Genomic DNA, 23,567 nt, shown 5'->3' on the forward strand with positions numbered 1-23,567 from the left:
ATTGCGTTCAGTGTGATTAAGAAAGTGGTGTATAAAGATGGGACGAGATGAGAGTTACTTCCAAACTAAAAAAAGAGTAGATAATTTAAAAACATTTTACATTCATTTAACCATCTACATACTAGTCAATCTGATGCTTTTTTTACTTTTTAAGTAGTGAATTAGCTATTTTTTATTTTATAAAGAAATAACTCCGAAGCTCATATCCTTTCATGATAATATAAGGTGAAGAGGAGGGCCTTCCCTCTAATTATTAGTACACACTAATAAGGTTTTACGGGTAGTTAATTTTTTATCTAACTTCCTCGTATGTACTGAATTTTAATGTGAAAATGTTCGTTAATAGGAGATAAAAGAAAAAAGAGGATATATGAATGCTTGTATTAGGTTTTATATTAATTGGTTTAGGTGTTTTTATTGTTTGTCTGACTGTAATTGATGGAATCAGAGAGACAAAGGAACATAGTTTCAGTGGGTTTAAAGATTTTATTATTATTGTGCTGGTGCATATTATAGAAATAATCAGTGATTTATGGGGATTCCGATTGCTATTTATATTGATAGGATTGGTTTGCATCGGATTTGGCGTTGCTATTTTAATAGTGGAATTGTAGTGGAAGATAAGTAAAGGGCATCTAATTAAGATGCCTTTTTATATTAATTCCAAAAATTGAATAAGGTTAGAAATTATATGGTTGTAATGGGAATTGAGGGATATGAATAAAAAAATTTTATCCCGCTATTTGTCGGGCAGTAAATACCCCCACCTCAAAATTCAGCGGAAGCAAAGAAGTTAGGTGGGGTCGGGCTGCCAGTAAAAGCCCGATTGGTGAGAGCTGATTAAAGTTTCACTTTATTAGGGGTTTGCCTTAAACATTTATTACAGTCAAGAATATTTATAATAATATGAACTAAAAAAGGTCCAATTTTTGTAATGTTGGAGGGGATTATTGTGGACATAACTCAAAGCGTATCAAGAATAGTGGTTAATGGGAAAGACCTTTCTTTCACTTCAGTTCAAACCTCTGCATGGAATCATGGACCTGTAAATGATTTAATCGTTACGACGAATCAGAGAGTGAATGAGCTTTATCAATTCATGTGGTCGCAAGTACCGGTTACGATTTCGGTATATTTCCTTCAAGGAGCGGATTTACTTAGGTTCGTTAGGGTTGCGGGAATTAATGAGCGTGTAACAGGAGAATATGTATATCATTTCATTTGGTGATAAGAAGGAGTCAAAGTAGTCTAGCAGCTACTTTTTTATTTTGTCATTTGAATATAAGCGAGCGGACTAGCTTTATAGTACCCACTGAAATAAAGAATCATAATATAATTTGTAATAAATTATACGGGAAGGGAGCTGAAAATCATGTTTTATTCATATTTTAATTCTGAAACTGGTATGCGACCAGCATATGGTACATCTATAACGTATAGTGGAGCACAAAGTACAGTCCAAGCTATTCAACAAGCATTGCAAATGCAACAACAAATGCAAATGCAGCAGCAAGGAGTACAACCATATTACTCATCCGTAGAGTATTTTTACCCAGTACATCATGTTACACCGTACGGAAGTTCTTTTCTTACTATTCCATATGGAACTATATACAACTTATAACTAGTAAGGAATGAAGTGGTGTATATAAATAAGGGTGCAGATTAATAGCGCCCTTATGAATAATAAAAATAGCTAGTCCAAACCTTATAAATCAATCTTACATAATATATAGTAATAAGTTTGAAAGGGGAATCAGTATGTCTTGTTATTACTACTGTAAGTATTGTAAAGAGTATAAAAAGAAGCATCATGATTGTTGTAAGAACACTTGTAAGTGCCATGATAACAAGGACAATCTTGTTAGAGCATCGGCATTTAGAGCTAGAAATACTGTGAATCAAAATGTTCCTGCTAATACTTTTGTGAAAGTGTTATTTCAAAATGAACAATTTGATTTAGCGAATGAGTATAATCCAGCAACATCTATTTTTATGCCGAAGACTAAAGGTGTATATTCTATTATTGGAACGATTGGTTTCTTTCCAAACGATCCAACTTTAAATTATAGAGCGCGTGTAGAAATTCGTGTGAATGGAAACGCAGCGATAGCTATAGATAATGACTTTTTTGGTCCAATAAGTTTTGGAAATGTCGTAAGTGTTTCGACGATTGTTCAATTGAATGCAGGGGATGAAGTTGAGATTTATGCACAAAGTAGTATAGATGGAGTTTTAAGTCCTTTAGAAGATGGTGCACATTTTGAAGCAGCAAGATTTCCTTCTCCAATTAAATAAAGTCATTAAACAATGAGTTTGCAGAAGCTTAAAGGTAAACCCTCACCGAAATGGTGAGGGTTTTTTAATCTATTAAAAATAGTAACAGGTCGTCCAAGCTATTCTAATCTATATAGCATACTATGTAAAAATAAGTGTAAAGGGGGACTCACTATGTCTTATTATTACTGTAAGTATTGTAAAGATTACAAAAAGGAAAGTCATGATTGTTATAGGAAAAGTAGTAAATGTGATAGGAAGTATGTAAAGGTGAAGTGTTGTGATGATAAGAAAGAGGAGCTTGTAAGGGCATCGGCATTTAGAGCTGTGAATACAGTTAATCAACCTGTTCTAGCAAATACTCCTGTTAAAGTATTATTTCAAAATGAACAATTTGATCTAGCGAATGAATATAATCCAGTAACGTCGATTTTTACTCCGAAAACTAGAGGGGTATATAGTGTATTAGGAAATATAACATTTTCTCCAAATGATTTTAATGTAAATTACAGAGCTAGAGTAGAAATTCGTGTAAATGGCAATCCGGCAATAGCGATAGATAATGATTTCTTTGGAACAGGAGTATTTTTTAATAATGATGTTTCCGTAACTACTATTCTTCAATTAGAAGCAGGAGATTTAGTTGAAGTTTTTGCAGAAAGTAGTATTGCTGGCGTAATTGTACAAAATGTTAATGGTGTAAATACGGTTCACTTTGAAGCGGCAAGATTTCCTTCTCCAACTAAATAAAACTGATTATTAAATGTTTTTTAGTAGGTTTAGTTAATCCCCTTACCAAATGGTGGGGGATTATTATTGTTTTTCTAAAATATATAAGTAAATAGGTAAAGCGTAGTTTAATTTGTAGGGGCTTCAACCTTCTTCAGATAATAAACAGAATAATAAGTAACATGCTTGTAAAAACGCATTGTTAGTAAGTTTACTAGTTTTCTTATAGAACAAGAAAGACGGAATACATAAAAGATCGTATCATTATGTTTTTTCTTTACCATATAGAAATTATATATTGAACATAGATTTGTGTAGGGAATGCTAATACACTGAAAAGAATAGCATAAAGGCGATTACACTATATAAAAACAAAATCAATCCTAAGATGAGTAGTATTGGATGCAACTTGAACATATTTGACCTCCTTGAGTATATAAAGAATTTTAATATATTGTTGGTCAATTTAGAAGGGGGACGGTTACATAAAAAAAGAGCATACATAAAAAGTACGCTCCAAAGAAAGATAGGTTTTATGAGTGGATAATCTCCATACGATAATATATGTTCTTTTCATAAAAACGTGTGAAAAATCAATGAATTATCAATGGAATATCATAACATGAGTAATTTTAGTCTAGGAATGCAATTATTTTCTTTCTCGGTTATTTTAGGTAATAAAGTTGTGAAAATCGTGCATTATGCGGACTAACAACGGGATAGCGATCGTACTTCCGTTACATATTTCTTAAAGTCTGGGTATTGCGTGATAGTTTGACATTTAGGGGTGCATAGTTGATTAATTATAGACACATTTGTAATTACTTCGTTACAAGGACCGAAAAATGTAATTTTTAGCTTTGAATTTGGTGGGATTTTGAACACGATAGGTTTTTTTTCCATGAAATCAGCTCCTAATATTGAGTATTATAATTTAATGGATATAGAGTCGTATTAGTATAATATGAAATTTCAGTGGATTTGCTTATAATAAAGAATTTTATAGTAGTAAAAGTGCTTAAAGATGTAAAGGGGAAATTGAGAATGGAAAATAAAATGTTTAATTAATATAATCAATAAATACGCAAATGGTTAATATAACTAATGCATTTTTTTGTTTGTTACATATTATGTTAGTAAGAATGGTATAAGGGGGTAGTATAAAATAGTGGAAGAAAATGTACAAGCTCAGCTTTCGCCACCGTGGATCACATATTTTAATGAATTAAAAAATTCAATAGGTGCTGATCCAACTGTTACAGTTGGGCCGCTTATTCCTGTTGGTGGTAATTATATTATTTTAGTGCATGCGTTAAGCAACGAAAAAGCGAGAGCATTAGCAACGCTTTTAAAATCTTTTGTACAATTTGGGAATGTAAGTGTGACAGTTATTGTAACGAATAATGAGAATGAAATTGTAAATCCATTTCCTTGTCCACTAGATGCATTTGAAATAGCTCATTTATTTCAAGTAGCACTAGAAAATAATCCTTATTTTGAACAAGTTGTGGTACAGCCTCAGTTCCCTGGCGGACCGAATGTTGTTTTTCCGGTTTTCGCTGCGGAAGTCATTCAGTTTTTCAATGACGATATTTCTAACTTATGTCAAACGTTTACAGGTGTTGCGGCCAATGTGTTTCGTGATGTAATGAATGATGAGGTTTGTGGTATCCCAATTCTATTTTCCACAAGTTGTGTTATGAGCAGTGAAAACTCACAATTACAAAATACAGATTTAGCACCAAAGTTGTTTTATTAAACTGTAAAAAGACATTTTCAGTAATAGAAAATGTCTTTTTTATGCACCAATAGTGTTCAGGTTGGAAAATTGCAATTTAATAGGAGTAAACTTCAATTAATTAAAATTTTTCTAAATCTCAAATTTCATGTAGAGGTAGTAATTTTGACTTAAGAATATATAGAAAATGAGGGATGAAATTTTTTAGTTGAAAGGAAATCGATACTGAAAGTTATAATTTAATAATACAGGAGATTTTTTTTAATATCTGTAAAAATGATTGATAGGACGAGATTACATAATAAATGAATAGTAGGGTATATTTCGAATGTTTTATGTGGCATACATGTTAAAGTTGATAGAAATATTTCTGAAAGAGAATATATTTTGAAAAACAGTAAAGATTCTTTTTATTTATATTATAGATAGCTAGTTTTAGAGAGAGGAGGCTTACAATAAAACAAGCTATGAATAAGACATTCAAAAGGAGCTGGAATGTATGGGGTATATTGTAGATATTTCAAAATGGAATGGAACTATTAATTGGGATATTGCAGCATCTCAGCTAGATTTAGTGATTGCTAGAGTTCAAGATGGCTCTAATACGGTGGATTTTATGTATCAAAATTATGTTAGTGAAATGAAAAAGCATAGTATCCCATTCGGTAATTATGCTTTTTGCCGTTTTATATCTATTGCTGATGCAAAGAAAGAGGCACAAGATTTTTGGAATCGTGGTGATCAATCAGCTAAGTTTTGGGTGGCGGACGTAGAAGTTCAAACGATGGCAGATATGCAAGGCGGGACACAGGCATTTATTGATGAATTACGCCGTTTAGGTGCGGAAAAAGTAGGATTATACGTAGGGCATCACACGTATTTATCATTTGGAGCATGTAATATTGAAGCTGATTTTGTATGGATCCCTCGTTATGGAGGGAATAAGCCAGCATATCCATGCGATATGTGGCAATATACGGATTCAGGGAATGTTCCTGGGATTGGGAAATGTGATCTGAATCGATTAGTAGGAAATAAGTCACTTTCTTGGTTTATAGATTCCAACAAAGCAAATCAATCTAACATAGTGTATACACAGCAACCGAATGGCATTGGTATTGCAGTTTCGAAATATCCTGATGGATACGGAATAAATTTATATGAAACTCCCATGACCCCTCAATTTACAGGTGCACTCACTCAGAAAATTCCATATTTAATCTTAACAGGTTATTGGGGAGGCGGTGAGCAAGATATGATTTGTTTAGAGAACGATAAGCAGTGGGCATATTTAAAACATTTTAATGTGAAATGGTTTTATGCAACTTCGAAATATCCTGTCGGTTACGGAGTAAATTATTATGAAGAGCCTGAATGTATGAATTATAAAGGGAATATAGATGGATCGACATCTTTTCGAGTGTGGGGTAGAGTGGGAAATGCGGTAGATATCGGGCAGAATAGTTGGATACCTGAAAAACATGTAATTATTAAGTAACTATAGCGGCAGTATTGTTTTTAAGGAGTATGTAAAGAGTCTTCTTACTATACATAATAGTAAGAAGACTCTTTACGTTTAAAAATGAAAATACATGATACATAGTCTACTCATATGAAATGAATTACATGTAGAAAACACACTGTTTTCACAATGACTGTGTATAGTTAATTTGCATAATGATAAAAGTGAGGTATTTGAATTGAAAAAGAAAAAAATATTTATTGGAACAATTATTTCATGCGTGATGCTAGCATTATCTGCATGTGGTTCCTCAGACAACGTAGTAACATCAAAAGTAGGGAATGTTACAGAGAAAGAATTAAGTAAAGAATTACGACAACAATATGGAGAAAGTACTTTATATCAAATGATGTTAAGTAAGGCATTGTTAGATAAATATAAAGTTTCAGATGAGGAAGCAAAAAAGAAAGTAGAAGAAGCAAAAGATAAAATGGGTGAGAACTTTAAATCGACTTTAGAACAACTTGGATTGAAAAACGAAGATGAATTAAAAGAAAAAATGAAGCCAGAAATTGCATTTGAGAAAGCGATTAAAGCAACAGTTACAGATAAAGATGTGAAAAATAACTATAAACCAGAAATGAAAGTAAGTCACATTTTAGTGAAAGATGAAAAAACGGCTAAAGAAATAAAGGAGAAAGTAAATAATGGTGAAGATTTTGCTGCCTTAGCAAAACAGTATTCAGAGGATACTGGTTCAAAGGAACAGGGCGGGGAAATATCTGGTTTTGCTCCTGGGCAAACAGTGAAAGAATTTGAGGAAGCTGCGTATAAATTAGATGCAGGCCAAGTAAGTGATCCGGTTAAAACAACTTACGGTTACCATATTATTAAAGTGACGGATAAAAAAGAATTGAAGCCATTTGATGAAGTAAAGGATAAAATTCGTAAAGATATAGAACAACAAAGACTACAAGATACGACAGGTAAATGGAAACAACAAGTAGTCAATGATTTATTGAAAGATGCTGATATTAAAGTGAATAATAAAGAATTTAAAGATACATTTAAATTTCTAGAAAAGAAATAATGACTGTAATCATAATTAGAAAAGGGAACTCATATAGAGTTCCCTTTTCTAATTAGTGTGTGAGTTATAAATAGATAGTAAGACAATACAATATTACATTTAAATATTAAGAATTACAATGGAAAATTATGGTTTATAATTATTTCAACGAAAGTGGATATTCTACGGTTTTCATTATGCAAGTTTATTACATATATTTACTCTTTAATAATGAATATCGAACATAATTTAAAAAATAATACATATAATGTTTTTGAATAAATATTTAACATGGATAATTAGTAAAAAGCTGAGCATTCGATTGGAAAGGATGTTCTTTTTGTTGTGAAAATTTTAGGATAAAGAATGAATCGTTTTAAACGCATCATTTACCACATCAATAAATTAAGGTGGGGAGAATATATGAAAGTAATCTTTCAAGGAGAGGGCGGAGCGAAAATTTTTGAGTCATATGATGAAAATATAAGTGATTTATTAGTTATATTAAAAGAAACGAAAGGGATTAAAATTGGGATGGTTGAGTATAAAGTGTTAAAGTACGAACTTAATTATTTTCGTCATCCGAAAAAAGCGGATACAGAGAGAGAGTTACATATAATAGTACAACCTAAGTATATGTAATAAAATATAATAATAAAAATCACTGATTCAGTTTTGTAAAGTTCCATAGAGTATGTAAGAAAAAAGAGTGTTGTAAATGCTCTCTTTTCTTATGCTTTGTGAGTTCGTTCATCATAGTATATGTTTTCAGTTATAGATGGTTAATAAACGATAAAAATTTAAAACTTTTTCGTTTAGGCAGGGATTTTATATTTGAGTAAATAAATATACTATGAAGTATTTTTTATACGAATATTGGAGGAGTATAAAATGAGTTTAGCAAGTTACATAGGCTGTAATGTAGAAATTCCGTTAACGGATCCAGATTCTAATGATGTAATTGTTTTTGGACCGTGTTTTTCAGATGAAAGTATGCTTGAAATTGTACAAGATTATCAATTCCAAACAAATTACACATATGAGGTTTCAACTAATTGGGGAATTGAACTGGTCGAGTGGCAAAATGTAAAGGAAAAAAAAGAAGCGAAAGAAAAACTTTTAACTTTATGCAAGATTATGGAAAGTTATTTGGAAGATGGAGACTATTTCGAATTATTTAGTTGTTGGGTTGGTGATGAAGATAAGGAACGAGTAGGGGAATTGAACTTAAAAATAAATCATTTTAATATAGATGAATTATGTATTCTAGAAAGAACATTAGTTAGGATAGAAAAATAAGCTTTGAATATTTTTTAGAAAAAGGCGATTTCACTTTGTGTGAAGTCGCCTTTTAGTTTTTATATGCATTTTATATAAGAAATGAAAAGTTTATTTGATAAAGGAAAAAATATGGAGATAAATAAAATTATGTTTTTTGTTAAGAAATAATAAGTATAGCTCTTCTCAAAGGAACGTAAGTTCGTGTATAATAAGAACGAATGTTCTTTTAAGAGGTAACCTAATTATAGTTTAGTAAGTATTAAAAATAACTAAGGGATAGCATGAATAAATAAATGTATAAATGATCAAGGAGATAAAAAATGAACGATGTAAAGATACAAAAAGAAGAAAGAGAGTGGGTTCCGTTTACAGTAATGTCCGAACAACTTTTAAATATGAGAAAGATTATTGGAGAGAAATTAAAAGTACAAAAACCGCTTTTAACAAATGAAGCAAAAGAGAGGATTTCTGATAAATTATTAACGTCATTACTGTCTGAGAAAGAAATATTGGTAACATATTTTGAAGATGGTTACATATTAACAAGCTACATGACTGTTGTACATATCAATCCGGTAAAACAAATTGTAATTTGTACAGACGCCTTTTATAAAACTTACGTATTTAACGCTATGGATATTATTGAAATAATGTAAAAGAAGCTGAATATTAAATGGCAGCTTTTTTTATTTCTGATTTATGAGACAAATAATATAAGAAAAAGCAGCTAGCTTTGTGCTAGCTGCTGAGCCCCAGGGAAAGGGAGAAAAAGATAGGGTACTCCAAAATCGATAAGAGCTGTCAAACAGCCTGATTATAGTATAGACAAATTAAAATTTTCTATACAAAAAGTTGAACATAAGATTAGGCTGTACCCACTTGGTTTTGATCTGCAAGGTCAGAATCAAATGTATTGGTCGCGCTAACACCGCTAAAAGTATTAACAACAAAACCAACGTTTGATGCGCCGGAACCATTATAAGCTTTCGTATTTTCTTTCGGAGAAACGTTGTAGAAATCACCTAAGTTAAATGATCCATTACTATTTTGTACAACTAAATTTCCTACAACTGATGGCATAATTTTCACCTGCTTTATAAAAAGTTGTTAACATTACTATATGGAGTTATAGTCCAGATGGTTCATATAATAAAAATTGTGGAATAGTAAAACGTTTGGAGCATGGATTTCAATAAAAGTGTGTTAAAATTAATATAATAAAGTTGAGTAATTTTTTTAAAAAATTTGTATAATTGATATATATGAAAATAAAGGAGGCAAAATGTAATGAAAGATATTATGAAAAAAGTTGATTTAACAGATGCCAAATCAAGTAATCTTGTTGCACTAATTTATAGTAATGAAGTTATATTAGTTGAAGACGCATTTTGTCCAAATGAAATAAAATTAAAGTTTAATGAAATTGCAATTTTATCTGCAATTAAAACAGCTCATATTGCGAAAGTGTCTATTAGGAAAGAACTTGAAGCGCTTTTTCATGATACGGGTGTTATATTAGTGAAACAAAATGTTGATTATGGTAGTAGCCAATCTATTACCATGCATTTTGAGCAATTTAAAAAGTTGCAAGATGAGATTGAACATTTAAATAAAAGTATGTAATAAAGCAGCTAAATAAAGGTTCTATCATAAAGGTGGAATGTGTTGTGTTGAAAAAGTGGTTTAAAAATTATTTGGGTGAATCGCATTGTAAACATAAATATATTTTTATTAAGATGCAGGATAATGAGGATTTTAAAAAAGGTACATTAGGTGTAGTTTATATTTACCAGTGTGAGAAATGTGGAAAAGAGAAGTTGAAATGTAAAAACAATAATGAAATAAACAATGAATTTTTAGATATATAGCAAAAAGTAACCATGATGGTTACTTTTTTTGTTTATGTATACAATATCAAAACCATTACTAAAGTATGAGTTGAGTTAATACTATAGTAAATCGCTGAATAAAAATGAAGAGAGTAAGATATAGGGAAGGAGGATGAGAGAAATGAAGCGAAAAGAAATTAGTAAATCTGTAATTATTACAGGCGTGACACAAGGGTTAGGGCGTGCGATGGTTGATCGATTTCATGAATTAGGGTGGAACATATATGGTTGTGGACGTTCAAAAGATAAAATTGAAGAACTAAAAAAACAGTACAGTAAAATACATGATTTCCAAGTAATTGATGTTTCAGATTCTCAGCAAGTTAACAATTGGGCAAATTATATACTTAATACACATACAGCTCCCGATATGATAATAAATAATGCATCGATTGTAAATCAAAATGCACAACTTTGGAAAATTACGGCTCAAGAATTCGAAAATGTAATGAATGTAAACGTGAATGGTGTAGTAAATGTAATAAGAGCATTTGTTCCAGCGATGGTAGCTAGGAAAGAAGGAATTATCATTAATATGAGTTCTAGTTGGGGGAGAGAAGGTGAGGCTGAGCTTGCGCCATATTGTGCCTCGAAATTTGCTATTGAAGGTATCACTAAATCTATGGCCCTGGAATTACCCCATGGCATGGCTGTAGTTGCTTTAGATCCTGGAGGGAGTATTAGTACTCCAATGCTGAAGTCATGTGCGCCACAATATATAAATGAATCGCCTACACCTGAAACTTGGTCACATAAAGCAATTGAATATATATTGAATATAACAATAGATAAAAATGGAGATTCATTGACATGCCCAGCATGCATATAAAAGCACCTTTAAGGTGCTTTTATATTAGTAGCACATTATATCATTCACAAAATTACATCTAAAAAATAAAATAAAAGATTAAGGGTGAGATTTGTTTGTTTTGAAAGCTTTAGAAAATATTTAAATAGGTGATAAAAATGAATCCAAGCAGTTTAAAAGTGACAGGGGCATGGTTTCAAGTGGGAGGGAATCTTACAGCTGCTATTGGAACGACAAGAGGATTTATTGGAGAAGAGAAAGTTGAATCGGATCTTGTTATTGTAGGAAGCTCATTACAAGCCCTCGGATATATATTACAAATCATTGCGAGCAATTATGATGATGGGGAAGAAAAAAGAGAAAATCAAAATATAGGCTTAGAGAATCAAAGTAAATTACTTGATCAAATAGGAATTGAGTTATTAGCATTAGGCAATATATCAAATGTAATAGGAACATATTTTAATATAAATGAACAATTGAAAGAAAATGATTATCTTATCATTACAGGGAACAGTTTACAATCGATCGGTGCTTTTTTAGGAGTAGAAGCAGCTTTGTTGGATATAAATGTATTACAGAAAATTATTATACTGGGTAACTCCATGCAAAGTTTAGGGGCTGGATTACAAGCGTATCAAGGTGTTTCAAATGTATTGAAAGATGAGAGAGAAAATGAAGATAGTATTTTTGATAAGAAGGATGAGAGAATCATTGCACTCATTGGTATTTGGATACAAGCGATAGGAACGTTAATTTCTGCAATTGGAGTAACTGCAATAGAGGAAGAAAATAGGCTAGAAAACAATAAAAAGTCTGAAATACTTATTTAAATAGAAGGAGATACATTGATTTTAGAGGTAGGTTAAGATTAAAATGGTAGTAGGTTTTTTTGCGTATATTTTGAAAAGTGATATATAAAATACAAAATAAGGAGTTTTCAAGGGATGATGTATTTATTAGCAATTCTTCTTCCACCTGTTGCTGTATTATTTTGTGGAAAACCAATTCAGGCAATCATAAATTTCATATTAACATTAATATTTTGGGTTCCAGGAGTTATACATGCAATTCTTGTAGTGCATGATAAAAAAGCTGATCGGCGTTTGAAAAAACAAATTCAAGCATATGATGAAATTAATAAGAGGAATCGAAGATAATTCATCTGCAAAATGTTTTTAAAAGAAAGGAGGATTAACCTCCTTTCTTTTTTAGTGGGTGTTAAGTTTAGATTTTTGTGTGGCGGAAAGAATTTTTAATGTAAGTATTATGATAATAACTTTTAGATTGTGCATGTAATAGGCCAGTATAAATACTTTCTGGTACATTAAAGAAATCGTACATACCATTCTTTAATTGGATTCGCAAAATCATAGAAAAAGGATTATAACCAACAGCAACTATATTTTTTGAAATTACGGGAGATAGCTTCATCATTACGCAACTCCTCACTTTTTATTTTTAATACTTTTTTGTAGATGTTGAGGTTGTGATGTTGAAATCCTTATAATTTAAGAGGTATTATACTTATATGCAATATATTAAATGTTTGTTATACGTAATTATAAGGAAGTTCACACGAAGTACATATCGTTGTGCTATTTTTATTTCACCTTTGATTTATAAATAAGAAAATATTGACCATTTGAAAAAAAGGTATATTATTTATACGAGGTATTAAAAATTCACTTTTTACATTCTATGCTTCAAGGGGCAGCGTTATTAGGAAAAATAGAAGTGAAAATAGTTTGTATAAGAAGTATTCTAAAATTTATAATCTGTGAATTGGGAAAATATTGAATGCTCCAGGTCAATATACTTTCTTAATCAAATTTATTTTAGAAAGTGACCTCAATATTTTTAAGTAAATCAACGGGAGAATTGAAAGGCAGGAGAAAGTAACATGTCAGAAAATTATCGTTCTCGAGAGGAACGACGACAAGTTAAAAAGAAAAAACAACCAGCTTCTAAAACACAAAAGCCAAAAGGTAAAACATCATTCTTTCGCAAGTTTTTAATCACTTGTTTATTACTTGGTATTGTTGGTTTAGTGGCAGGGGTTGCTACCTTTTTCGTAATGATTAAGGATGCACCAAAACTTGAGAAAGCAAAACTTGTTAATCCGTTATCCTCAAAAATTTATGATAAAAACGGGGATTTGGTATATGAATATGGAAAAGAAAAAAGGACGAATGTTACGTATGAGCAAATACCTAAATTAGTAGAAAATGCATTTTTAGCGACAGAAGATTCACGTTTTTATGAGCATAGCGGAGTAGATTTTAAAGGTACTGCCCGTGCTGTTCTAGTAAGTCTTAAAGGGGATTATGGTTCTCAAGGTGGAAGTACGATAACACAGCAAGTTATAAAAAACTACTTCTTATCAATGGACAAAACACCAAAGCGTAAGGCGCAAGAAATATATTTAGCTTATAAGCTAGAACAACAGTATTCAAAACATGAAATATTAGAGATGTACTTAAATAAAATTAACTTAGGAAACCGTTCATATGGGATCGCAACAGCAGCACAAAACTACTATGGTAAAGAATTGAAGGACTTAACATTACCAGAAGTTGCGATGCTTGCAGGTTTACCGAAAGCACCGAATAACTATGATCCAACGAAAAAAGAAAATGTTCAAAAAGCAACAGAAAGAAGAAATGTTGTTCTAAGTTTAATGAACCGACATGGATATATAACAAAACAGGAAATGGAAGAAGCATCAAAAGTTGACGTAGAAAAGGGGCTTAAGCCTGCAGCTCAACTACAAACAATGCCATACCCTGCATTTATGGATGCAGTTGTGAAAGAAGTAGAAAAAGAATTACCAGATGCTAATATCGGTTCTGACGGTTTAGAAATTTATACAACGTTAGATCCGAAAGCACAGAAACTTGCTGATAATATTTTAAATAATAATATCATTGATTATCCGAACGATAAATTCCAAGGTGCATTCACATTTATGGATACGAAAACAGGAGAAGTTCGTGCTATAGGTAGTGGCCGTGGAGAAAATAAAGCTGTATTTAAAGGGCATAATATGGCAATTGAATTAGATCGTGCAGCTGGTTCAACGATGAAGCCGATTTTCGACTACGCTCCTGCAATTGAATATTTAAAATGGGCTACGTACCATCAAATTGATGACTCTCCATTTAAGTATTCAACGGGACAAGAAGTACGAAATGCAGATAGAAGTCATATGGGTCCAATTACAATGCGTGAAGCATTAAAAATGTCGCGTAATATTCCTGCAATTAAAACTGCAAAAGAAGTAGGGATTAGTAAATCGAAAGAATTCTCTGAGAAACTAGGTATTACATTTAATACAGCACCGACAGAATCGACAGCGATTGGTACAAATGAAGTATCGCCAACTGAAATAGCGGGTGCTTATGCGGCATTTGGTAATGAAGGTAAATATACGAAACCGCATTTTGTTAAGAAAGTCGTTTATCCAGACGGTAAGTCACAAAGTTTTGGCCAAAAACCAAAACAAGTTATGACAGATTCTACCGCATACATGATTACTGATATGCTTCGTTCTGTAGTTACATCAGGTACTGGTACATCGGCAAATGTAGGCTCTTTAGATGTAGCTGGTAAAACGGGTACGACAAACTATTCATCAAAGCAATTAGCTCAATATAAAATTCCAGAAAGTGCAACTCGTGATAGTTGGTTCGCTGGATATACACCGCAATATACGATGGCAGTATGGACTGGGTATATGAAAGATGGTAAAGACGAGTATATTAGTAGTAAAAATACGAAAATTGCACAGTTGATCTTTAAAGAAATGATGAGCGAAATGGCTACAGATAAATCACGCTTTAAAATGCCAAGTAGTGTTATTCAAGAAGGTAGTGAGCTACGTATAAAAGGTGAAAAACGTGATTCATCGCCAAATACTAGCGTACCGGATACAACGGAGCAACCAAAACAAGATCAACAGCAAAAAACTGAAGAAGAGAAAAAGCAAGAAGAATTAAAGAAACAAGAAGAACTGAAAAAACAAGAAGAACAAAAGAAACAAGAGGAACTTAAGAAGCAAGAAGAACAAAAGAAACTAGAAGAGCAAAAGAAACAAGAAGAACAAAATAATGGAAATGGCCAAGGAACGACACCTCCAGCAAATAACGGAGGAGGTCAAGGAAATACGACACCTCCAGCAAATAATGGAGGAGGTCAAGGAAATACGACACCTCCAGCAAATAATGGAGGAGGTCAAGGAAATACGACACCTCCAGCAAATAATGGAGGAGGTCAAGGAAATACGACACCTCCAGCAAATAACGGAGGAGGTCAAGGAAATACAACTCCACCAGCGACCACACAACCAGAGACTGGCGGTAATGCAGGAGAGACCCCTGCTAATAATGGGCAATAAGAAAAATTTATAAAAAATATTAAAAAGCACTTAAGATTTGTGAAAATTACAATCTTAAGTGCTTTTTTCGTTTAAATGTAGTAGCTATGAAATGATGTGTTTTAAATGTTAAACGTACCATAAAAATTTTGAAAATAAATTGATGGGAAATGATAAAAGACTTGAGCCTGAGGTAGTGGAGCGTGGCTAGGATGATAAAAGGTAGTGCTACTTGGATGGGCACCATGATGCCAAAATGAAGGGGTAGCTTGACCTGGTGATTGGTATTGTTGCCAAATTGCTGGAAGTTCAATGCCGACATCGGAACTTGCTGTATGAACGGCGGGGGCATGTATTTCGGGTATCGAAGGAACCGCGACAGTTACTCTTGATGATAATACCCACATAAAATAATCACTCCTAAGTTGTGATAATAAATTAGTATATTCTTTTCACACGTATAAAGGTACATATATAGGACTTTCGTTTAAAATATGCGTACAAAGTCTTAAGACTAATGTAAGCTGATGGTGGACTATTTAATATGAAAAGATACGTCTATTTGCGGAGGGAAAAGAGATAAAAAAAATATACAATGAGAGTGTTAATCGTAATATTTTACGAGTGTATGGAGGTATTTTTATGGAACGGTTATGGACGAAATCATTTATTCAAATGACTTTCGCAATGTTATTTTTATTTACAGGATTTTATTTACTTGTTCCAACGCTCCCGCTCTTTATTAAAGAGATAGGTGGCAATGAATCGCAAGTTGGACTTATGATGGGGATGTTTACAATAGCTGCTGTTGTAATACGACCGATTATTGGAGGAATGTTAGATCAATATGGTAGAAGATCCTTTATTATTTTCGGACTCATCTTTTTTGGCTTAACGATGTATTCCTATAATATAGCATCGACTATTGTCCTTTTAGCTGTTTTACGTGTTATTCACGGAGTAACATGGGCTGTTTCTACAACAGCTGTTGGAACAGCAATAACGGATATTATTCCAGATTCACGCCGCGGTGAAGGTATGGGTTGGTACGGGATGGCGATGACAATTGCAATGGCGATCGGACCTATGATTGGATTATGGGTTGTGCAAAATTATTCATTTGATGGTCTATTTTTATTAGCGACGTTGTTATCTTTTATGGCAGTCGTATTATCATTAATAACGAAGATCCCATTTACGCCACAAAAAGAAAAAGGGAAAATTCAGCTATTTGAGAAATCCGTATTAACAATCACGATTGTAGTATTCTTTTTATCGTTTGCATATGGAGGAATAACAACCTTTTTACCGTTATTTGCATCATCAATTCATGTAAACCCGGGAACTTTCTTTCTTGTATATGCAATTGCATTAACAATTGTAAGACCAATTTCAGGGAAACTATTAGATAAGTATGGAGAAGTATTCATTATACTTCCAGCATTATGTATTACTATTTTAGCTATAGTTGTTTTAACTATTTCAAATGGTTTGATAGGTGTAATTATCGCAGCAACATTATACGGTATTGGATTTGGTTCAGCGCAGCCAGCTTTGCAAGCGGCAATGCTTACAATTGTCGATCCGAGTAAAAGAGGAGTTGCAAATGCTTCATTTTTTACAGCGTTTGATTTAGGAATCGGGTTAGGTGCTATTTTACTTGGAGTTGTTTCACAAATGTTTGGTTATCGTATTTTATTTTCAGGGAGTGCAATTTCAGCATTGATAGCCTTAATTATTTTCGTCTTCTTTGTAAAACAACGATTAGGAAAAAAAGAGTTTGCGTAAACTGGAGGAATAAAGATGAGAATTTCAATTGATCGTAAAGCTCTGCAATGGTTCCAGGAAGAATTACGTATAAAGCACGGTGAATCTGTACGTTTTACTGTAAGGTACGGAGGGGATAGTTCAATTCAGCCCGGATATTCTTTAGGGGTTGTTGCTGAGAAACCCGATGGCGAAATAGTGTCAGTTGAGAAGGAAGGTATTATATTTTTTGTAGATTCTGATGATCTTTGGTATTTTCAAAACTATGATTTATTTGTAAGTTATCATGAGGAAATGGAAGAAATTCAATTTAATTATGTAAAATAATAACTTTATTAAAAATGAATAAGTTTTATATAAAAATTATATTTAAGAGATAGTGAAATAAATATCATATAGTAACGAGCTGTATTTATGTACAGCTCGTTTTTTCTATTTCTCAAATAAAATTAGAATAATTGTATATTTGGCGGTGTTATATGAAAAATCTTTATATCTTGTTTTTGAAAATACGCAAAGAAGTCTATCCTTTCTTTATAAAATATAAGAATTATTTTCAAAAAATTGTATTGTTACAGTAAGAAAAGTGTAGGAAACTTATCATTATAAAATAAATTGAAATCTTCTAAAAACTCTGATACATTGAAATAGAAATGTAGTTTCACAATATTGTAAAGGCTTACAGTTATGTGCACGAAGATCTATTAGGATTGGAGGAAATAATGATGAAAGCTGAAGAGAAATTTTCCCCGGGATTAGATGGTATAGTGGCAGCGGAGACGAAAATCTCGTTTCTTGACACAGTAAAAGGTGAAATTGTAATTCAAGGGTATGACTTAATCGAACTCTCAAAAACAAAAGAGTATTTAGACATTGTGCACCTTTTATTGGAGGAACACCTACCGAATGAAGATGAAAAAGTAACACTTGAAAAGAAATTAAAAGAAGAATATGCAGTACCAGAAGGTGTATTCAACGTACTAAAGGCATTGCCTAAAGAGACGCATCCCATGGATGGATTACGTACAGGTGTGTCAGCGTTAGCTGGTTACGATAATGATATCGAAAACCGCTCGTTAGAAGTGAATAAAAGCCGAGGGTACAAGCTGCTAAGTAAAGTGCCAAACATTGTAGCGAATAGCTATCATATTTTAAATAATGAGGAGCCAATTGAACCTCTTAAAGAATTATCTTATAGTGCGAATTTCTTCTATATGTTAACTGGTAAAAAACCAACTGAACTTGAGGAAAAGATCTTTGATCGTTCCCTTGTTTTATATAGTGAGCATGAAATGCCAAACTCTACATTTACAGCTCGCGTTATTGCATCAACACAATCAGATTTATACGGTGCCTTAACAGGTGCAGTTGCATCTTTAAAAGGAAGTTTACATGGCGGTGCAAATGAAGCGGTTATGTACATGCTTTTAGAAGCTGGTAATGTTGAGAAATTTGAAGAGTTATTACAGAAGAAACTATATAACAAAGAAAAAATTATGGGCTTTGGACACCGTGTTTATATGAAGAAGATGGATCCAAGAGCACTTATGATGAAGGAAGCTTTAAAACAGTTATGTGATGTAAAAGGTGATTATACACTATATGAAATGTGTGAAGCTGGAGAAAAGATTATGGAAAAAGAAAAAGGAATTTATCCAAATCTTGATTATTATGCAGCTCCAGTATATTGGATGCTAGGTATTCCAATTCAACTTTACACACCAATCTTCTTTAGCTCTAGAACAGTGGGGTTATGTGCGCACGTTATTGAGCAACATGCAAATAATCGTTTGTTCCGTCCTCGTGTAAATTATATTGGCGAGCGACATGTACTTAGTAAATAAGAACAACTGGGGAGTTGTTAGCGCCGCCCGCCAGATGGGTGTTTGACCGACACCCATCATTAATAATAACGAATTTTCGACAGAAAGGGAAGAATAGCATGATTAAAACAAATGAAATTAAGCAAAAAGATGCATTATTAGAAGAGATTACCGATTATGTATTAAATAAAGAGGTTACTAGTGCAGAAGCATTCAGTACAGCTCGTTACGTATTACTTGATACACTTGGATGTGGAATTTTAGCACTGCAATATCCAGAATGTACGAAATTACTAGGACCAGTTGTGCCAGGAACAATCGTGCCAAATGGTACACGTGTACCAGGTACGTCTTATGTACTAGATCCAGTAAAAGGTGCATTTAATATCGGATGTATGATCCGTTGGTTAGACTATAACGATACTTGGCTTGCAGCAGAGTGGGGACATCCATCTGATAACCTAGGCGGAATTTTAGCAGTTGCAGATTATATTAGCCGTGTTCGTATTTCAGAAGGAAAAGAAGCTTTAAAAGTACGTGAAGTATTAGAAATGATGATTAAAGCACATGAAATTCAAGGCGTGCTTGCTTTAGAAAACAGCTTAAACAGAGTTGGTCTTGACCATGTATTATATGTAAAAGTAGCAACAACTGCAGTAGTTGCGAAAATGCTTGGCGGAACACGTGAAGAAATCTTTAATGCATTATCACATGCGTGGATTGATAATTCTAGTCTTCGTACATATCGTCATGCTCCAAATACGGGCTCACGTAAATCATGGGCTGCAGGTGACGCAACGAGCCGCGGTGTTCATCTTGCAATGACTGCTCTAAAAGGTGAAATGGGTTATCCAACAGCATTATCTGCGCCAGGATGGGGATTCCAAGATGTATTATTCAATAAACAAGAATTAAAATTAGCAAGACCACTAGAGTCATATGTAATGGAAAATGTATTATTTAAAGTGTCATATCCAGCAGAATTCCATGCACAAACGGCTGCAGAATGTGCAGTGAAGTTGCATCCGGAAATTAAAGAGAGATTAGATGAAATTGACCGTATTACAATTACAACTCATGAATCAGCAATTCGTATTATTGATAAAGAAGGTCCATTAAATAACCCAGCTGATCGTGATCATTGCTTACAATACATTACGGCAATTGGTTTATTAAAAGGAGATATCGTTGCAGACGATTATGAAGATGCAGTAGCAAACGATCCACGTGTAGATGAATTACGTAATAAGATGGTTGTTGTTGAAAACAAACAGTACAGTTTAGATTACCTTGACCCGAACAAGCGCTCAATCGCCAACGCTGTTCAAGTTCACTTTAAAGATGGCACAGTAACAGAAAATGTGGAATGTGAATATCCGCTTGGTCACCGCTTCCGTAGAGACGAAGCAATTCCAAAAGTTGTTCAAAAATTCACTGCAAATATGGCAGGTCATTATTCTAGTAAGCAACAAGAACAAATTCATGAAGTTTGTTTAAATGAAGAAAAACTAGAAAATATGAATGTAAACGAATTTGTAGATCTATTCTTAATTTAATAATAGGGGGGAATTTAGAATGGCTTGGGTTGTGAAAAAACAGTCAACACAAGAGGAGCTTGCGAATCGATTCCGAGCTTTAGTAGAAGCAAATGAAATTTTGCAAATTCCAGGTGCTCATGATGCAATGGCAGCTCTTGTTGCGAAAAATACAGGTTTTTCAGCTCTTTATTTATCAGGAGCCGCTTATACTGCAAGTAAAGGTTTACCAGATTTAGGTATCGTGACGTCTACTGAAGTGGCTGAGAGAGCAAGAGATTTAGTAAGAGCTACAGACTTACCTGTTCTTGTTGACATTGATACAGGATTTGGTGGTGTACTAAATGTGGCGAGAACAGCTGTAGAAATGGTGGAAGCGAAAGTAGCAGCTGTCCAAATTGAAGATCAGCAATTACCAAAAAAATGTGGACATTTAAATGGTAAGAAACTTGTTACTACAGAAGAATTGGTTCAAAAAATTAAAGCGATTAAAGAAGTTGCACCGAGCTTATACATTGTAGCACGTACTGATGCTCGTGGCGTTGAAGGATTAGATGAAGCAATTGAAAGAGCAAATGCATATGTAAAAGCAGGTGCAGACGCAATTTTCCCTGAAGCGCTTCAATCAGAGGAAGAATTCCGTCTATTTAATAGTAAGGTAAATGCACCTTTGCTTGCGAATATGACTGAATTCGGAAAAACTCCATATTATAGTGCAGAGGAATTTGCGAATATGGGTTTCCAAATGGTTATTTATCCTGTAACTTCACTTCGCGTTGCAGCGAAAGCGTATGAAAATGTGTTTGCTTTAATTAAAGAAACAGGTTCTCAAAAAGATGCACTTTCTAATATGCAAACGAGAAGTGAATTATACGAAACAATTTCATATCATGACTTTGAAGAGTTAGATACTGGTATTGCAAAAACAGTATTATCAGAAGATCAATAGATAAAGCAGCGAAGGCGATGAAAATACATCTTTGGCAAAATAAAATGCTTGATGTGAAAAATCATCGCCTTCTATTTTCAAAAAAGATATTCCACTCATCGTAGACGAGCATAAGCAAAAAGCTATGAAAGCCGAATGATAGGGGGATACATATGGAGAAAACGAAGTTACCATGGGATGAATTCTTTTCACTTAATAAAGATATAAATCATACTTACTTTACACCAGAAGATTTTTCAGGTGATGAAGATTTAATCGCAAAAACGACAGAACAATTCGTTAAACAAGAAATTGTTCCACAAATGGAGAATATTGAACAACATAACTATAAAGTTTCTCGTCAATTATTTGAGAAAGCTGGGGAACTTGGATTATTAGGCATTGAGGTACCAGAAGATTATGGCGGGTTCGAGTTAGGAAAGGCTGTCTCAGGTCTTGTAGCAGAGAAAATGGGTTACGCTGGTGCGTTTAGCGTTTCTTTTAATATACACGCTGGTGTCGGTACATTGCCTTACATATATTATGGAACGAAAGAGCAAAAAGAAAAATATTTACCGAAAATCGCATCGGGAGAATGGATTGGGGCTTATGCTTTAACAGAGCCAAATGCTGGTTCGGATGCATTAAGTGCAAAAACAAGCGCCGTATTGAATGAAGAGGGAACAGCTTGGAAGTTAAATGGTGAGAAGCAATGGATTACAAATGCTCATATGGCAGATGTATACGTTGTTTTTGCGAAGACAAATAAAGGAATGACAGCGTTTATTGTCGAAAGAACATGTGAAGGTGTATCTATTGGATTAGAAGAAAAGAAAATGGGGATTAAAGGTTCTTCAACAGCGACTCTTATTTTAGAAGATGTTGTCATCCCTGCTGAAAATGTTTTAGGGGAAGTTGGGAAAGGGCATCACGTAGCCCTTAATATTCTTAACTTTGCTAGACTTAAACTTGCTTTTGGAAATATTGGAACAGCAAAACAAGCAATTGGTTTGTCGGTTCAATATGGAAAAGAGCGAAAACAGTTCCAAACGGAATTAGTAGACTTTACGATGATTCAAGAGAAAATTGCAAATATGATCATTGCTACATATGGAGCCGAAAGTGCAGCTTATCGTACGGCAGGTGTAATCGATGAAGCAATTCATGAGAGCGATGAAGATCTTATGAAGAAAATGTCCCAATTTGCAATTGAATGTGCACTGAATAAAGTAAATGCTTCTGAAACACTTGCTTATATCGTAGATGAAGCTGTACAAATTCATGGTGGTTACGGTTATATGCAAGAGTATGAGGTAGAACGATTATATCGTGATGCTAGAATTAGTCGTATTTTTGAAGGAACGAACGAAATTAATAGATTAACAGTTGCCAAAATGTTAATGAAGCAAATCGAACAATTAGAAGATACTGAAGTAGAAAGTGATGTAGCAAATGTAGAAAGAAACCATCGTTACATTTTATTAGCGAAAAAATTGTTGAAACAATCTTTGAAAACGCTCTCTAAAACTCCAGGCCTAAAAATTGACCAAGAACAAGAATATTCACGTGTAATTTCAAATATGTTGACGGACGTGTACGTCATGGAATCAGCGTTTTTACGTACGAGAAAAGCGGTAAGTAAAAATGGTGAGGAAAAAGAACGTACGAAGCAATTAATAACGGATGTTATTTGTGAAGAAGGATACCGTAAAGTAGAAGAAGCGGCGATTTCTGTACTTTCAGCGGCTGTCACAGAAGAACAAGATAGACATGTGATTTTAGCTGAAATCCGTCAATTATTAGTGCCTTTATACACGAACGTATTTACGAAGAAGAGAGAAATTGCGAAAGCTATTATAAATCGCGGGAAATATATTGTGTAAATA

The 23,567-nt window shown here is 33.2% G+C and carries 27 protein-coding genes and 1 pseudogene; 24 read left to right on the forward strand and 4 right to left on the reverse strand.

All coding sequences use genetic code 11. The annotated features are described in order from the left end of the window. Positions 1-37: 37 nt before the first annotated feature. From C3Y97_RS11045 to C3Y97_RS11070, 6 genes and pseudogenes are all read left to right on the forward strand, one after another. Positions 38-148 (forward strand): annotated as a pseudogene (locus C3Y97_RS11045) (2TM domain-containing protein); the annotation flags it as partial. Positions 149-374: 226 nt separating this feature from the next. Beyond that, complete coding sequence (locus C3Y97_RS11050; protein ID WP_000960640.1) at positions 375-614, forward strand: hypothetical protein; 240 nt, start codon at positions 375-377, stop codon at positions 612-614. A 338-nt stretch (positions 615-952) separates the two neighbouring features. Continuing rightward, positions 953-1,228 carry a hypothetical protein gene (locus C3Y97_RS11055; protein WP_000355695.1) on the forward strand — a complete coding sequence of 92 codons (276 nt, stop codon included), beginning with the start codon at positions 953-955 and terminating at the stop codon, positions 1,226-1,228. A 144-nt stretch (positions 1,229-1,372) separates the two neighbouring features. After that, on the forward strand, positions 1,373-1,624 hold the full coding sequence (locus C3Y97_RS11060) for a DUF3947 family protein (protein ID WP_000500100.1): 252 nt from the start codon (positions 1,373-1,375) through the stop codon (positions 1,622-1,624). A 137-nt stretch (positions 1,625-1,761) separates the two neighbouring features. Beyond that, entirely contained in the window at positions 1,762-2,298 is a 537-nt protein-coding gene (locus C3Y97_RS11065; RefSeq protein WP_002183539.1) for a C1q-like domain-containing protein, read from the forward strand. A 153-nt stretch (positions 2,299-2,451) separates the two neighbouring features. Then, positions 2,452-3,027, forward strand: coding sequence for a complement C1q domain-containing protein (locus C3Y97_RS11070; protein ID WP_000122943.1), 576 nt, complete (start codon positions 2,452-2,454; stop codon positions 3,025-3,027). 687 nt (positions 3,028-3,714) lie between these two features. Here C3Y97_RS11070 and C3Y97_RS11075 read toward each other — a convergent pair. Next, positions 3,715-3,909 carry a hypothetical protein gene (locus tag C3Y97_RS11075; protein ID WP_000412555.1) on the reverse strand — a complete coding sequence of 65 codons (195 nt, stop codon included), beginning with the start codon at positions 3,907-3,909 and terminating at the stop codon, positions 3,715-3,717. A gap of 265 nt (positions 3,910-4,174) precedes the next feature. Here C3Y97_RS11075 and C3Y97_RS11080 point away from each other — a divergent pair, with 265 nt between their 5' ends. From C3Y97_RS11080 to C3Y97_RS11105, 6 genes are all read left to right on the forward strand, one after another. Beyond that, complete coding sequence (locus C3Y97_RS11080; RefSeq protein WP_000392281.1) at positions 4,175-4,765, forward strand: hypothetical protein; 591 nt, start codon at positions 4,175-4,177, stop codon at positions 4,763-4,765. 478 nt (positions 4,766-5,243) lie between these two features. Continuing rightward, a complete protein-coding gene (locus C3Y97_RS11085; protein ID WP_000540655.1) occupies positions 5,244-6,242 on the forward strand; it encodes a glycoside hydrolase family 25 protein in 999 nt (332 codons plus the stop codon). Positions 6,243-6,444: 202 nt separating this feature from the next. Further along, entirely contained in the window at positions 6,445-7,296 is an 852-nt protein-coding gene (locus tag C3Y97_RS11090; RefSeq protein ID WP_000727348.1) for a peptidylprolyl isomerase PrsA, read from the forward strand. Between the two features lie 402 nt (positions 7,297-7,698). Further along, complete coding sequence (locus tag C3Y97_RS11095; RefSeq protein WP_000864275.1) at positions 7,699-7,917, forward strand: hypothetical protein; 219 nt, start codon at positions 7,699-7,701, stop codon at positions 7,915-7,917. Positions 7,918-8,166: 249 nt separating this feature from the next. Beyond that, positions 8,167-8,574, forward strand: a complete 408-nt coding sequence (locus C3Y97_RS11100) for a KH domain-containing protein (protein ID WP_000050502.1) — start codon at positions 8,167-8,169, stop codon at positions 8,572-8,574. A gap of 302 nt (positions 8,575-8,876) precedes the next feature. After that, positions 8,877-9,212, forward strand: coding sequence for a YolD-like family protein (locus C3Y97_RS11105; RefSeq protein WP_002024004.1), 336 nt, complete (start codon positions 8,877-8,879; stop codon positions 9,210-9,212). Positions 9,213-9,420: 208 nt separating this feature from the next. Here C3Y97_RS11105 and gerPF read toward each other — a convergent pair whose 3' ends face one another. Then, positions 9,421-9,636 (reverse strand): spore germination protein GerPF, encoded by a 216-nt coding sequence (gene gerPF, locus C3Y97_RS11110; RefSeq protein ID WP_001141569.1) that lies wholly within the window; start codon positions 9,634-9,636, stop codon positions 9,421-9,423. 207 nt (positions 9,637-9,843) lie between these two features. Here gerPF and C3Y97_RS11115 point away from each other — a divergent pair, with 207 nt between their 5' ends. The 5 genes from C3Y97_RS11115 to C3Y97_RS11135 all read left to right on the forward strand — a co-directional run bounded on the left by C3Y97_RS11115 (position 9,844) and on the right by C3Y97_RS11135 (position 12,413). Then, positions 9,844-10,179: a hypothetical protein gene (locus tag C3Y97_RS11115; RefSeq protein ID WP_000651907.1), complete on the forward strand. Its 336-nt coding sequence runs from the start codon at positions 9,844-9,846 to the stop codon at positions 10,177-10,179. 44 nt (positions 10,180-10,223) lie between these two features. Then, positions 10,224-10,424, forward strand: coding sequence for a hypothetical protein (locus tag C3Y97_RS11120; protein ID WP_000915142.1), 201 nt, complete (start codon positions 10,224-10,226; stop codon positions 10,422-10,424). A 142-nt stretch (positions 10,425-10,566) separates the two neighbouring features. Next, on the forward strand, positions 10,567-11,274 hold the full coding sequence (locus C3Y97_RS11125) for an SDR family oxidoreductase (RefSeq protein WP_000823062.1): 708 nt from the start codon (positions 10,567-10,569) through the stop codon (positions 11,272-11,274). A 137-nt stretch (positions 11,275-11,411) separates the two neighbouring features. Continuing rightward, positions 11,412-12,086: a DUF6944 family repetitive protein gene (locus tag C3Y97_RS11130; protein WP_001070038.1), complete on the forward strand. Its 675-nt coding sequence runs from the start codon at positions 11,412-11,414 to the stop codon at positions 12,084-12,086. Between the two features lie 114 nt (positions 12,087-12,200). Next, entirely contained in the window at positions 12,201-12,413 is a 213-nt protein-coding gene (locus tag C3Y97_RS11135; protein ID WP_000990233.1) for a YqaE/Pmp3 family membrane protein, read from the forward strand. 67 nt (positions 12,414-12,480) lie between these two features. On the opposite strand, the gene C3Y97_RS11140 is transcribed toward C3Y97_RS11135, so the two are convergent. Further along, a complete protein-coding gene (locus C3Y97_RS11140) occupies positions 12,481-12,690 on the reverse strand; it encodes a KTSC domain-containing protein (RefSeq protein ID WP_000977081.1) in 210 nt (69 codons plus the stop codon). A 466-nt stretch (positions 12,691-13,156) separates the two neighbouring features. Between C3Y97_RS11140 and C3Y97_RS11145 the strand changes: the two genes are divergently transcribed. Then, on the forward strand, positions 13,157-15,649 hold the full coding sequence (locus tag C3Y97_RS11145) for a PBP1A family penicillin-binding protein (protein ID WP_001293963.1): 2,493 nt from the start codon (positions 13,157-13,159) through the stop codon (positions 15,647-15,649). A 101-nt stretch (positions 15,650-15,750) separates the two neighbouring features. On the opposite strand, the gene C3Y97_RS11150 is transcribed toward C3Y97_RS11145, so the two are convergent. Further along, complete coding sequence (locus C3Y97_RS11150; RefSeq protein WP_000270101.1) at positions 15,751-16,035, reverse strand: hypothetical protein; 285 nt, start codon at positions 16,033-16,035, stop codon at positions 15,751-15,753. 235 nt (positions 16,036-16,270) lie between these two features. On the opposite strand from C3Y97_RS11150, the gene C3Y97_RS11155 reads away from it, so the two are divergent. The 6 genes from C3Y97_RS11155 to C3Y97_RS11180 all read left to right on the forward strand — a co-directional run bounded on the left by C3Y97_RS11155 (position 16,271) and on the right by C3Y97_RS11180 (position 23,564). Further along, positions 16,271-17,416: an MFS transporter gene (locus C3Y97_RS11155; RefSeq protein WP_000440662.1), complete on the forward strand. Its 1,146-nt coding sequence runs from the start codon at positions 16,271-16,273 to the stop codon at positions 17,414-17,416. Between the two features lie 15 nt (positions 17,417-17,431). Beyond that, positions 17,432-17,722, forward strand: a complete 291-nt coding sequence (locus C3Y97_RS11160) for a HesB/YadR/YfhF family protein (protein ID WP_001222842.1) — start codon at positions 17,432-17,434, stop codon at positions 17,720-17,722. Positions 17,723-18,117: 395 nt separating this feature from the next. After that, positions 18,118-19,239: a citrate synthase gene (mmgD, locus tag C3Y97_RS11165; protein ID WP_002041090.1), complete on the forward strand. Its 1,122-nt coding sequence runs from the start codon at positions 18,118-18,120 to the stop codon at positions 19,237-19,239. 98 nt (positions 19,240-19,337) lie between these two features. Continuing rightward, positions 19,338-20,774: a 2-methylcitrate dehydratase gene (prpD, locus tag C3Y97_RS11170; RefSeq protein ID WP_000598123.1), complete on the forward strand. Its 1,437-nt coding sequence runs from the start codon at positions 19,338-19,340 to the stop codon at positions 20,772-20,774. Positions 20,775-20,793: 19 nt separating this feature from the next. Then, positions 20,794-21,702, forward strand: coding sequence for a methylisocitrate lyase (gene prpB / locus C3Y97_RS11175; RefSeq protein WP_000312639.1), 909 nt, complete (start codon positions 20,794-20,796; stop codon positions 21,700-21,702). A 152-nt stretch (positions 21,703-21,854) separates the two neighbouring features. Then, positions 21,855-23,564 carry an acyl-CoA dehydrogenase FadE gene (locus C3Y97_RS11180; RefSeq protein WP_000415995.1) on the forward strand — a complete coding sequence of 570 codons (1,710 nt, stop codon included), beginning with the start codon at positions 21,855-21,857 and terminating at the stop codon, positions 23,562-23,564. The last annotated feature ends 3 nt before the right edge of the window (positions 23,565-23,567 follow it).

It is taken from the genome of Bacillus sp. DU-106 (genome assembly GCF_004799705.1).
GTDB classification, from domain to species: Bacteria; Bacillota; Bacilli; order Bacillales; family Bacillaceae_G; genus Bacillus_A; species Bacillus_A cereus.